The following is a 12,013-nucleotide window of genomic DNA, read 5'->3' on the forward strand; positions in this document are numbered from 1 at the left end:
TGGGGGGTGGCATATTTGGCGGCGCGGGTGCCCGGCGGGCCTGCGCTTGGGGGGTGGTCACACGCCCACCCCCCCCCCATTCGGCAACCGCGTCAGGAGGCCGCCGGCGGCGTCGGCCCGCCGGGAGTGTCCTTGTGCGCGATCTTGCCCAGGGCATCCCTGGCCTTGCCCGTGCCGCTCGTGATCTGGCCGCTGTACTTGCCCTTGGTCTTGGAGTCCACGGCCTTGGCCATCTTCTCCAGACCCTCGCCGATCCTGCCCTCGTGCTGCTGGGCGAGGTCGCCGACCTTGTCCTTCGCCGGTGCGAGCTTGGCCTTCAGATTGTCCAGCAGACCCATGGGTCACCTTCCAGTGGCGGTGGCTACGTACGGGCGCCCTCGCCGGCCTCGCTGTCCGCGGCCACGTCGGCGGACTGCTGCTTCGGGATCTCCACGGCTTCCGCCGGGCCCCCCGCCGCAACCGCACCGCCCTCGGCCTCTCCGGACCCGGCGGACTCCGCCGTCACGGCCTCGGCCGCGACCTCCTCGGTCGCAGCCTCGTCCTTACGACGAAAAAACCGATCAAAAACGCCCATGTCTACTCCCATAACGTTACTCGCGCGGGTGAAGTTCCGGCTTGGCCCGACCGGCCTCCGCCGGTCGTGCGCCCGGCCGGAACCTCGCCAGGGCAACGACCCCGACGCCACCTCGTCACGTCACCCGATCGGGTACACGCCCCGGCGTTTGCGAGACTGGGGCCGTGAGCAAAGCAGCCCCCGCAGCGCGGGTCATCGCCGTCGTCGGTCCCACCGCGGCCGGAAAGTCCGACCTGGGCGTCGCCCTGGCCCGCCGATTCGACGGCGAAGTCGTCAACGCGGACTCCATGCAGCTGTACCGGGGGATGGATATCGGCACCGCCAAGCTGACGACCGAGGAGCGCGGCGGCGTCCCGCACCACCTCCTCGACGTCTGGGACGTCACCGACACGGCCAACGTCGCCGAGTACCAGCGCCTGGCCCGGTTGGAGATCGACAAGCTGCTCGCCGAGGGCCGCACCCCGGTCCTCGTCGGCGGCTCCGGCCTCTACGTGCGCGGGGCCCTGGACGCCATGGAGTTCCCCGGTACCGACCCCGAGGTCCGCGCCCGGCTGGAGGAGGAGCTGACCCTCCGCGGCTCCGGCGCCCTGCACGCCCGGCTCGCCGCGGCCGACCCGGCCGCCGGCCGCGCGATCCTGCCGAGCAACGGCCGCCGCATCGTCCGCGCGCTGGAGGTCATCGAGATCACCGGCCGGCCGTTCACCGCGAACCTGCCCGGCCACGACTCCGTCTACGACACCGTGCAGATCGGCGTCGACGTGGCCCGCCCGGAACTCGACGAGCGGATCGCGCGGCGGGTGGACCGGATGTGGGACGACGGCCTCGTGGACGAGGTCCGCGCGCTTGAGGCCCGCGGGCTGCGTGACGGAATCACCGCTTCCAGGGCGCTGGGCTACCAGCAGGTGCTCGCCGCGCTGGCGGGGGAGTGCACCGAGGACGAGGCCAGGGCCGAGACCGTGCGGGCCACGAAGCGCTTCGCCCGCCGCCAGGACTCGTGGTTCCGCCGGGACCCGCGCGTGCACTGGCTCAGCGGCGCCGCCGCCGACCGGGAAGAACTCCCCGGACTCGCGCAGTCGTTGGTCGAACGAGCGGTCACAGCCTGATCACGTGATGGCATCGGGACGCCCCGCGCGCCCGTTCGGGGGTCGGCGACGTGCCATCATCAAACTCCAGCCGGTGACGCCACCGGCGGTGAACGCGGCGTACGAAGTCCTAAGTGGGGAGGGCGCGTGGCGATGGAGGCCGGCCCTCGTGACACCGGGCGGGACGACACCCGGCGAGAAGCGGACCCGACTGTTCTGGGCGGCTCCGGCGGCCCCGGCGGTCCCGGTGGGCTCAGCAGCCCCGGTGGGCTCAGCAGCTCCGGTGGCCCCGGCGGCCCGGACGCGGTCGCCGGCCCGGACGCCCCCGACGGGCTCGGGCTGCCCGCCGACCCCGCGCGCCTGACCCCCGACGGCCCGGACGCCCCGGAGTCCGCGGCGGTCGCGGCCGGTGCCGAGTTCGAGGTCGAGCTCCGTCCGCAGCGCCGCCTGCGGCTGTGGCAGATCGCCCCCATCGTGATGCTCGCCGCCTCCGGTTCGCTGATGTTCGCCTTCCCGCTCGCCTTCGAGTTCGGTGACGGCGGAGCCGTCGTCGCCATGCTCGGCTTCCTCATCAGCTGCTGCGCCGCCGGCTGGGGCATGATGGCGGCGCGCCGCGTCGGCTACACCTGGCCCGGCCTCCCGGCCCGCGGGAGCGGTCGCCGCCCCGACTGGCGCATCGCCGCGCTCTACGCCCTGACGGCCGCCGCGCTCGTGGCCCTCGCCGTCTACCGGGTCGCCCGGCTGCGCTGAGGCGCCCGCTCCCGGGCCGCGGGCGCGCCCAGCCCGGCCGGGCTGAGGCGCCCGCGGCCCGGGAGCCCCGTACGACCGACCGGTGGACCGCTCCGGCCCGCTGAGCAGGGCCTGGCTACGATGGGCGGGTGACGCAGACCAGCCTCTCCTTCCTCAAGGGCCACGGCACCGAGAACGACTTCGTGATCGTCCCGGACCCGGACAACGCCGTCGAGCTGCCCGCCTCCGCCGTCGCGAAGCTGTGCGACCGGCGCGCCGGCATCGGCGCGGACGGCGTGCTGCACGTCGTACGCTCCGCCGCGCACCCCGAGGCGGCGCACCTGGCCGACGAGGCCGAGTGGTTCATGGACTACCGCAACAGCGACGGCTCCGTGGCGGAGATGTGCGGCAACGGCGTCCGCGTCTTCGCCCGCTACCTCCAGTACGCGGGCCACGTGGAGCCCGGCGACCTCGCGGTCGCCACCCGCGGCGGCGTCAAGCGGGTGCACCTCGACAAGACGGGTGACGTCACCGTGTCGATGGGCCGCGCCGCGTTCCCCGAGGGCGAGGTCAGCGTCAGCGTCGGCGACCGCTCCTGGCCCGCCCGCAACGTGAACATGGGCAACCCGCACGCCGTGGCCTTCGTCGACAGCCTCGACGACGCCGGAGACCTGCTCACCGCCCCGCCCTGCAGCCCGGCCTCCGCCTACCCGACCGGCGTCAACGTCGAGTTCGTCGTCGACCGGGGCCCCCGGCACGTGGCCATGCGCGTCCACGAGCGCGGATCCGGCGAGACCCGCTCCTGCGGCACCGGCGCGTGCGCCGTCGCCGTGGCCGCGATCCGCCGCGACGGGGCCGACCCCGCCGCCACCGGCGAGCCGGCCACGTACACCGTCGACCTCCCCGGCGGGACGCTCGTCATCACCGAGCACCCCGACGGCGCGATCGACATGACCGGACCCGCCGTGATCGTGGCCGCCGGGCAGTTCGACACGGCCTGGCTCACCGAAACGGCTTTCGGCTGAAGCTTCCCTCCAATGGGTGATCCGTTTCACGCTCAGCGAGAGGTGGACTGCGCCACGTGGTGGGGTCGGTAACATCAGGCACCGGCCCTGAGGGCTCACCCACGCCCACCACCGCCGGTCGAAGCCGCCGGAGGTGCCCATGAGTGCAGAGGCCACGAACCCCGAAGCACATCCCGACGTGCGCCCCGAGCTCAGCAGACGGGGCCGGACCAGGCTCGATCTGCGCCGGCTCGGGCGCGCCGCGCTGCTCGGCCCGACGTCCCGCGACCGACTTCCGGACGCGATCGGGCACGTGGCCGAGGCGCACCGCGCCCACCATCCGGACGCGGACCTGTCCGTCCTGCGGCGGGCCTACCTCCTCGCGGAGACCTCGCACCGGGGCCAGATGCGCAAGAGCGGTGAGCCGTACATCACACATCCGCTCGCCGTCACCCTGATTCTCGCCGAACTGGGCGCCGAGACCACCACCTTGACGGCCTCGCTCCTCCACGACACCGTCGAGGACACGGACGTGACCCTCGATCAGGTCCGCGAGGAGTTCGGCGACGAGGTCTGCTTCATCGTCGACGGCGTCACCAAGGTCGAGAAGATCGACTACGGCGCCGCCGCCGAACCCGAGACCTTCCGCAAGATGCTCGTCGCCACCGGCAACGACGTCCGCGTGATGTCCATCAAACTCGCCGACCGGCTGCACAACATGCGCACCCTCGGTGTCATGCGCCCCGAGAAACAGGAGCGCATCGCCAAAGTCACCCGGGACGTGCTCATCCCGCTCGCCGAACGCCTCGGCGTGCAGGCCCTCAAGACGGAGCTGGAAGACCTCGTCTTCGCGATCCTGCACCCCGAGGAGTACGAGAGCACCCGCGCCCTCATCGCCGCCCACGCCGGGGACCGCGACCCGCTGCCCGCCGTCGCCGACGCCGTACGGGGCGTCCTGCGCGAGGCCGGCATCGCCGCCGAGGTCCAGGTCCGCCCCCGCCACTTCGTGTCCGTGCACCGCATCTCCCTCAAGCGCGGCGAACTGCGCGGCTCCGACTTCGGCCGGATTCTCGTCCTGGTCGGTGAGAACGCCGACTGCTACGGGGTACTGGGCGAGCTGCACACCTGCTTCACCCCGGTCGTCTCCGAGTTCAAGGACTTCATCGCCGTCCCCAAGTTCAACCTCTACCAGTCGCTGCACACCGCCGTGGCCACCCCCGAGGGGTACGTCGCCGAGGTCATCGTCCGGACCCGGCAGATGCACCGCGTCGCGGAGGCCGGGGTCGTGGCGCTCGGCAACCCGTACGCCGCCGCGGCGCCGGACGCGGCGGCGGACCCGTACGAGGAACGGGTGGACCCGACGCGCCCCGGCTGGCTGTCGCGGCTGCTGGACTGGCAGCAGTCCGCTCCTGATCCCGACACCTTCTGGAGCGTCCTGCGCGCCGAGCTCGCGCAGGACCGCGAGATCACCGTCTTCCGGGCGGACGGGGGCACCCTGGGCCTGCCCGCCGGAGCCAGCTGCATCGACGCCGCCTACGCGCAGCACGGCGAAGCCGCCCACGGCTGTATCGGCGCCCGGGTCAACGGGCGCCTCACCTCCCTGTCGTCCGTCCTGGCCGACGGGGACACCGTGCAGCTCCTGCTCGCCCAGGACGCCTCCTCGGGACCCGCCGTCGAGTGGCTGGACCACGCGCGGACCCCGGCCGCCCGGATCGCCATCAGCAGTTGGCTGGACACCCACCCCGACCGGGCGGCGGCCACCACCACGGCCGCGCGGGCGCCGCTGTCCGTGGTCGGGGCCCGCGGCGGCGGGGGCAACGCCGTCGCCGACCTGCCGGACGCCGCCGTGCGGCTGGCGGGGTGCTGTACGCCCGTCCCGCCGGACGCGGTCGCCGGATTCGTGGTCCGGGGCGGAACCGTCACCGTGCACCGGGTCCAGTGCGAGGCCGTGGACCGCATGCGCGCGGTGGGCCGCACCTCCGTCACCGTGCACTGGCGGGCCACGGCGGACTGCCGCGTCTCCCTGGTCGCCGAATCGTTCGGCCGGCCCCATCTGCTGGCCGACCTGACCGAGGCCATCGCCCGCGAGGGGGTCGAGGTCGTGTCCGCGACCGTGGAGGCCCCGGTGGAGCAGCGGGTCCGGCACAGCTACACGCTCCAGCTGCCGGACGCGGCGGGACTGCCGGCGCTGATGCGGGCGATGCGCGACGTGCCCGGCGTGTACGACGTCAGCCGGGCCTGAGGCCCGGGGCGCCCGACGCGAGGCGCCAAACGCGGGGCGCCGGTACGGACCGCCCGAGCGCTCGGGCGCCTACGCCGCAAGGACGCCGGGTCAACGCCGGAGGACCCCGTTCGAGTGGCCCCGGCGCGCGCCGTGCGCGGCGGCGCGGCCCGCGCTGGTAAGCGATGGTGGATGCAGCTCACCTCCCCCCGCCTGCGCGCCGCCCTGCTCGCGACGGCCTCCCTCACCCTCGTCGCCGCCGTACTGCCGCCGCCGCAGCCCCTGGGCATCGGAGACCGTCTCTTCCCCGAGCTCGGCAATCCCGGCTACGACGTCCTCGCGTACGACCTCTCCTTTACGTACAAGGACAACCGGACGCCGCTCCAGGCGGTCACCGTCATCGACGCCCGCACCCTGCGCCCGCTGGAGCGCGTCAACCTCGACTTCACCCACGGCACCGTGGCCTCCGCCGAGGTCAACGGCCGGCCGGCGCGGTTCGAGAGCGCGGGGGAGGACCTCGTACTGACCCCCGAGCGCGCGATCCCTGAAGGATCCCCGCTGCGCATCACGGTCCGGCACACCAGCGACCCGCGCGGACGCGGCGACGGCGGCTGGGTGCCCACCGAGGACGGCCTGGCCATGGCCAACCAGGCGGACGCCGCCCACCGCGTCTTCCCCTGCAACGACCACCCGGCCGACAAGGCGTTCTTCACCTTCCGGATCACCGCCCCGGCCGGGCTCACGGCCGTCACCAACGGGGTCCCGGCGGCGCTCCCGGCCCCCCGTACGGCCGCCGGGACCACCTGGACGTACCGGACCCTGCACCCGATGGCCACCGAGCTGGCCCAGGTCTCCATCGGCCGCTCTGCCGTGGTCCACGGCACCGGCCCGCACGGCCTGCCCCTGCGCGACGTGGTGCCCGCGGCGGACCGCAAGCGGCTGGAACCCTGGCTGCGCAAGACCGCCGGGCACGTCGCGTGGATGGAGGAGCGGGTCGGCCGCTACCCCTTCGAGAACTACGGAGTGCTGATCGCTCGGGCGACCACCGGGTTCGAGCTGGAGACGCAGACCCTCTCGCTCTTCGAGCACAGCCTGTTCTCGGGGGAGGGCTATCCCGAGTGGTACGTCGAGTCCGTGATGGTGCACGAGCTCGCCCACCAGTGGTTCGGCGACAGCGTCTCCCCCCGCACCTGGTCCGACCTGTGGCTCAACGAGGGCCACGCCACCTGGTACGAGGCCCTCTACGCCGACGGGCTCGGCAAGTACTCCCTGGAGCGGCGGATGCGCGAGGCGTACCAGCGCTCCGACCAGTGGCGGGCTGCGGGCGGCCCCCCGGCCGCCCCGAAGGCCGCCGCGCCCGGCGAGAAGATCGGGCTGTTCAGGCCGGTGGTCTACGACGGCGCCGCCCTGGTCCTGTACGCCCTGCGCCAGGAGATCGGGGCCGAGGCCTTCGACCGGATCCAGCGGCGCTGGGTGACGGAGCACCGCGACGGCGTCGCCGGCACCGACGACTTCGTCCGCCTGGCCTCCCAGGAGGCGGGGCGCGACCTCAAGGCCTTCCTTGAGCCCTGGCTGTACGGGAAGACGACCCCCGCGATGCCCGGGCACCCGGAGTGGGGCGGCCCGGCCGCCGCCCCGGCCCCCGCGCGGAAGGCCGGATGAGGGCCCGAGGGACGGGGAAAAGGGTGTGACGGGCCGGGAACGGGCATGTCACCATCGACAGGCCCGTTCGGGGAATCCCCCGGCGGTGTGACACGTTGGACGTGACAGCGTGCCGGGTGTATCCACCGGCACCGTGGCGCCCGGTGCCACCGGCCGCCGCGGCCCCATACGAATCGATGTAAGGATCCAATGACCTCCTCTTCTTCCCCTTCCCAGGACGCGCGGGACGCACAGGACGTGCCGGACTCGCCGAGCTTCACCGAGAGCCTTCGGGCCGATGCCCTGATGGAAGAGGACGTCGCCTGGAGCCACGAGATCGACGGAGACCGGGACGGCGAGCAGTTCGAGCGCTCCGAGCGCGCGGCCCTGCGCCGCGTGGCCAACCTCTCCACCGAGCTCGAAGACGTCACCGAGGTCGAGTACCGGCAGCTCCGCCTGGAGCGCGTCGTCCTCGTCGGTGTCTGGACCTCCGGCACGGTGACCGACGCGGAGAACTCCCTCGCGGAGCTCGCCGCCCTCGCCGAGACGGCGGGTGCCCTCGTACTCGACGGCGTGATCCAGCGCCGGGACAAGCCCGACCCGGCCACCTTCATCGGTTCCGGCAAGGCGCGGGAACTGCGCGACATCGTCATGGAGAGCGGGGCGGACACCGTCGTCTGCGACGGCGAGCTCAGCCCCGGCCAGCTCATCGCCCTTGAGGACGTCGTCAAGGTCAAGGTGGTCGACCGGACCGCCCTGATCCTCGACATCTTCGCCCAGCACGCCAAGTCCCGAGAGGGCAAGGCCCAGGTCGCGCTCGCGCAGATGCAGTACATGCTGCCGCGACTGCGCGGCTGGGGTGCCTCGCTGTCCCGGCAGATGGGCGGCGGCGGCGGTGGCGGTATGGCCACCCGAGGCCCCGGTGAGACCAAGATCGAGACGGACCGGCGCCGGATCCGCGAGAAGATGGCGAAGATGCGCCGGGAGATCGCGGACATGAAGACCGGCCGCGACATCAAGCGGCAGGAACGACGCCGCAACAAGGTCCCCTCGGTCGCCATCGCCGGCTACACCAACGCCGGGAAGTCCTCGCTGCTCAACCGCCTCACGGGCGCGGGCGTCCTGGTGGAGAACGCACTGTTCGCCACCCTCGACCCGACCGTGCGCCGGGCCGAGACGCCGAGCGGCCGGGTCTACACCCTGGCCGACACCGTCGGCTTCGTCCGGCACCTGCCCCACCACCTCGTCGAGGCGTTCCGCTCCACGATGGAGGAGGTCGGCGACTCCGACCTCATCCTGCACATCGTGGACGGCTCGCACCCGGCGCCGGAGGAGCAGCTGGCGGCGGTCCGCGAGGTCATCCGCGAGGTCGGCGCGGTCAACGTGCCCGAGATCGTGGTGATCAACAAGGCGGACGCGGCGGACCCGCTCGTCCTGCAGCGGCTGCTGCGGATCGAGCGGCACTCCATCGCCGTCTCGGCACGCACCGGCATGGGCATCGAGGAACTCCTCGCGCTCATCGACTCCGAGCTGCCGAGGCCCGAGGTCGAGGTGGAGGCCCTGGTGCCGTACACGCTCGGCTCGCTGATCGCCAAGGCGCACGCCGAGGGCGAGGTGATCTCCGAGGAGCACACCGCGGAGGGCACCCTGCTCAAGGCCCGGGTCCACCAGGAGCTCGCGGCGGACCTGGCTCCGTACGCGCTCGCCAAGCGCTGACGCGCCCGCCGCCCGCCCACTGCCGGCGGCGGACGCAGCACACGACTGGGGCCCCCGCACCTGCGGGGGCCCCAGTCGTGCGCCGTCGGGGCGGAGCCGGAGCCGCCGGCCCGCCTCGGCGACTACTTGAACTTGCCGCTGACGGCGTCGAAGATGCCCTTCGCCTCCGGACCCAGCCGGGGCCCGGCCAGCCAGCCCGCCTTGGCCGGGCCGATCGAGGTGTTCGACACCAGCGCCGGCTTGCCGTCGGCACCCGCCGCGACCCAGCCACCGCCCGAGGAACCGCCGGTCATGGTGCAGCCGATGCGGTACATCACCGGGTCGTTCGCACTGAGCGACAGCCGGCCCGGCCTGTCGGCGCACTGGTACGCCTTCTGCCCGTCGAACGGGGCCGCCGCCGGGTAGCCCGTCGCCGTGATCTTCGCGACCTTCGGGACAGCGGCGCCGTTGAACTCCACCGGGAGCGCCGAACCGACCGTCTCCTCCAGGGACTTGCTGCCACCGCCCTCGGGAGCCACGTGCAGCACCGCGAAGTCGTACGGGGCACCCGCGCCGCCGGTGGGACCACCCGTGGCGATCCACTGGTCGGAGGTCTGCGCCCAGTCGCTCCACCACACGCCGTACGGGGCGACCTGGTCGCGGGGGGCACCCTTGAGCTGCGCGGCGGGCTTGCCCGCGTTGTTGTACGACGGGACGAAGGCGATGTTGCGGTACCAGCCGCCGGACTTGCCCGCGTGCACGCAGTGCCCGGCCGTCCACACCATGTTGGACTTGCCGGGGCGGGCCGGGTCCTTGACCACGGTCGCCGAGCAGACCATCGAGCCCTCGGGCCCGTCGAAGAAGACCTTGCCGGCCTCCGGCACGCTGCCGTGGTACGGCGCGCTCACCGGCTTGGCGGCTATCGCCGCGGGGGCGGGGTCGGTGACGCCCTGGTCCCTGCCCGCGTCGGGGTCGACGACCGGGCGCTGCGGCTGCTCGGCGTCACGCATCCGGTCCGGGTCCCACAGGCCCTCGATGACCGGGTTGACGTAGTCCCCGGCCTCGCGGAGCCAGTCCTCCCTCTTCCAGTCCTTCCACGCGCCGCCCCGCCACTTCTCCAGGTCGATGCCGTGCTCCTTGAGCTTGTCCTTGAGCTGGTCCGGGATCTTGATCCCGTCCACCCCGGACGGGAGGCTCGCCGCCACGGTCGGCTTGGCGTCGCCGCCGGCCTCCCCGTCGCCGGGGCCGCAGGCCGCGGCGGTCAGCGCGAGCGCGGCCGCGCACAGGAGCGCGGTGACCGGTCGGTTCGGTCGCATGTCGTTCGTCCCCCTGGTGGATTCGAGGCATGGAGTGCAGCTCACCACTATGCCGCTGCCGCCGAGGACGACACAGGCCGGGGCGGCGGTTCCGGGCTCAGGGCCCTTGCGGCACAAGGATCTTGGAGTCACCCGTGATCCCCCGCCGTCACCGTCGTTGGTACGTACGGGGGATGGGGGAGCAGTGTGCGTGTTCGAGGCGCGATCGGGAAGAGCGCAGCAGACCGTGGGGCGAATCGTGCGGGAGGTCCGACACTCGTGGCTTTGACCGAGCCGGCGGAGGTTGCCGCTGCTTCTGCCGCTGTTGAGGACGCTGCCGGTGGGGGTGCCGGTGCCGGCGGTGGCCCCGCTGCGGCCGCGGGCTCCGCGGGCTCCGTGCGCGACGGCATCCTGCGCCGCCAGGCACAACGGGAGTCCGGCGCGCGGACGTACGCGCGATCGCTGCCCATCGTGCCGGTGCGGGCGCGGGGGTTGACCATCGAGGGCGCCGACGGGCGGCGCTACCTCGACTGCCTCTCCGGCGCCGGCACCCTCGCCCTCGGCCACAACCACCCGGTGGTGCTCGAAGCCATCAGGGGAGTGCTCGACTCGGGGGCCCCGCTGCACGTCCTCGACCTCGCGACCCCGGTCAAGGACGCCTTCACCACCGAGCTGTTCACGAACCTGCCGCCCGCTCTGGCGGCCGACGCCCGCATCCAGTTCTGCGGGCCCGCCGGGACGGACGCCGTCGAAGCCGCCCTCAAGCTCGTCCGCACCGCCACCGGGCGGCACGGGCTGCTCGCCTTCACCGGGGCGTACCACGGCATGACCGCCGGTGCCCTCGGCGCCTCGGGCGGCGCACCCGACGTGCGCGTGACCCGGCTGCCGTACCCCCGGGACCACGGCTGCCCATTCGGCGTCGGCGGGGCGGAAGGCGCCGAACTCGGCGCCAGGTGGACGGAGAACCTGCTGGACGACCCCAAGGGCGGCGTGCCCGCACCCGCCGGGATGATCCTCGAACCCGTGCAGGGGGAGGGCGGGGTCGTGCCGGCCCCCGACGCCTGGCTGCGCCGGATGCGGGAGATCACCGAGGCGCGCGGGATCCCGCTCATCGCCGACGAGGTGCAGACGGGAGTCGGCCGCACCGGGGCGTTCTGGGGGGTCGACCACGCCGGCGTGGTGCCCGACGTGATGGTCCTGTCCAAGGCCATCGGCGGCAGCCTGCCGCTCGCGGTGATCGTGTACCGGGCCGGTCTCGACGCCTGGGCCCCGGGCGCCCACGCCGGTACCTTCCGCGGCAACCAGCTGGCGATGGCGGCGGGCACCGCCACGCTCGCCTTCGTACGGAAGAACGGGCTGGCGGAACGCGCCGCCGTACTGGGCGAGCGGATGCTGACGGCCCTGCGGGCCCTGGCCCGGGACCACCCGTGCGTCGGCGACGTACGGGGCCGGGGCCTCATGCTCGGCGTCGAACTCGCCGCCCCGGACACCGGCGCCGCCGCCCCGGCCCTCGCCGCGGCCGTCCGCCAGGAGTGCCTGGACCGGGGGCTGATCGTCGAACTCGGCGGCCGCCACTCCGCCGTGGTGCGCCTGCTGCCCCCGCTGACCCTGACCGACGAGCAGGCCCTCGCGGTACTCGACCGCCTGGCCGACGCCATCCCGGCCGCCGCCCGCAGCCTCCCCTGACCCGCATCCCGAAGGACCCGCGATGCCCGACCCCCACCCCACCCCCACCCCACCCCGGGCCACCCCCTTCGCGGCCACCCCGCCCG

10 protein-coding genes are annotated in these 12,013 nt (G+C 73.6%); 7 read left to right on the forward strand and 3 right to left on the reverse strand.

Annotated features, from left to right (window positions below):
• Nucleotides 1-92 precede the first annotated feature (92 nt).
• Together ACFWUQ_RS10370 and ACFWUQ_RS10375 are read right to left on the reverse strand one after the other, a co-directional pair.
• The gene (locus ACFWUQ_RS10370) at nt 93-338 is read right to left on the reverse strand and encodes an antitoxin (RefSeq protein WP_384535581.1); all 246 of its coding nucleotides are present in this window, start codon (nt 336-338) and stop codon (nt 93-95) included.
• Between the two features lie 23 nt (nt 339-361).
• Nucleotides 362-574, reverse strand: coding sequence for a gliding motility protein (locus ACFWUQ_RS10375; RefSeq protein WP_384535583.1), 213 nt, complete (start codon nt 572-574; stop codon nt 362-364).
• 164 nt (nt 575-738) lie between these two features.
• Here ACFWUQ_RS10375 and miaA point away from each other — a divergent pair, with 164 nt between their 5' ends.
• From miaA to hflX, 6 genes are all read left to right on the forward strand, one after another.
• Nucleotides 739-1,677, forward strand: a complete 939-nt coding sequence (gene miaA, locus ACFWUQ_RS10380; protein ID WP_384535586.1) for a tRNA (adenosine(37)-N6)-dimethylallyltransferase MiaA — start codon at nt 739-741, stop codon at nt 1,675-1,677.
• A 132-nt stretch (nt 1,678-1,809) separates the two neighbouring features.
• Complete coding sequence (locus ACFWUQ_RS10385; RefSeq protein ID WP_384535705.1) at nt 1,810-2,406, forward strand: hypothetical protein; 597 nt, start codon at nt 1,810-1,812, stop codon at nt 2,404-2,406.
• A gap of 128 nt (nt 2,407-2,534) precedes the next feature.
• Entirely contained in the window at nt 2,535-3,410 is an 876-nt protein-coding gene (dapF, locus tag ACFWUQ_RS10390) for a diaminopimelate epimerase (RefSeq protein ID WP_384535588.1), read from the forward strand.
• A 139-nt stretch (nt 3,411-3,549) separates the two neighbouring features.
• Nucleotides 3,550-5,631: a RelA/SpoT family protein gene (locus ACFWUQ_RS10395; protein WP_384535590.1), complete on the forward strand. Its 2,082-nt coding sequence runs from the start codon at nt 3,550-3,552 to the stop codon at nt 5,629-5,631.
• Between the two features lie 171 nt (nt 5,632-5,802).
• A complete protein-coding gene (locus tag ACFWUQ_RS10400; protein WP_384535593.1) occupies nt 5,803-7,272 on the forward strand; it encodes a M1 family metallopeptidase in 1,470 nt (489 codons plus the stop codon).
• A gap of 189 nt (nt 7,273-7,461) precedes the next feature.
• A complete protein-coding gene (gene hflX, locus ACFWUQ_RS10405; protein ID WP_384535596.1) occupies nt 7,462-8,967 on the forward strand; it encodes a GTPase HflX in 1,506 nt (501 codons plus the stop codon).
• A gap of 122 nt (nt 8,968-9,089) precedes the next feature.
• On the opposite strand, the gene ACFWUQ_RS10410 is transcribed toward hflX, so the two are convergent.
• Entirely contained in the window at nt 9,090-10,262 is a 1,173-nt protein-coding gene (locus ACFWUQ_RS10410) for a trypsin-like serine peptidase (RefSeq protein WP_384535598.1), read from the reverse strand.
• Nucleotides 10,263-10,637: 375 nt separating this feature from the next.
• On the opposite strand from ACFWUQ_RS10410, the gene ACFWUQ_RS10415 reads away from it, so the two are divergent.
• Nucleotides 10,638-11,927: a diaminobutyrate--2-oxoglutarate transaminase family protein gene (locus tag ACFWUQ_RS10415; protein ID WP_384535600.1), complete on the forward strand. Its 1,290-nt coding sequence runs from the start codon at nt 10,638-10,640 to the stop codon at nt 11,925-11,927.
• The last annotated feature ends 86 nt before the right edge of the window (nt 11,928-12,013 follow it).

This window comes from Streptomyces sp. NPDC058662 (assembly GCF_042716255.1).
Taxonomy (GTDB): domain Bacteria; phylum Actinomycetota; class Actinomycetes; order Streptomycetales; family Streptomycetaceae; genus Streptomyces.

Excerpts from the sequence above, each read along its gene's own strand:
- ACFWUQ_RS10395 (WP_384535590.1), top strand. The coding sequence starts at position 3,550 with ATGAGTGCAGAGGCCACGAACCCCGAAGCACATCCCGACGTGCGCCCC.
- ACFWUQ_RS10375 (WP_384535583.1), bottom strand. The coding sequence starts at position 574 with ATGGGCGTTTTTGATCGGTTTTTTCGTCGTAAGGACGAGGCTGCGACC.
- ACFWUQ_RS10370 (WP_384535581.1), bottom strand. The coding sequence starts at position 338 with ATGGGTCTGCTGGACAATCTGAAGGCCAAGCTCGCACCGGCGAAGGAC.
- hflX (WP_384535596.1), top strand. The coding sequence starts at position 7,462 with ATGACCTCCTCTTCTTCCCCTTCCCAGGACGCGCGGGACGCACAGGAC.
- ACFWUQ_RS10385 (WP_384535705.1), top strand. The coding sequence starts at position 1,810 with ATGGAGGCCGGCCCTCGTGACACCGGGCGGGACGACACCCGGCGAGAA.
- ACFWUQ_RS10400 (WP_384535593.1), top strand. The coding sequence starts at position 5,803 with ATGCAGCTCACCTCCCCCCGCCTGCGCGCCGCCCTGCTCGCGACGGCC.
- ACFWUQ_RS10410 (WP_384535598.1), bottom strand. The coding sequence starts at position 10,262 with ATGCGACCGAACCGACCGGTCACCGCGCTCCTGTGCGCGGCCGCGCTC.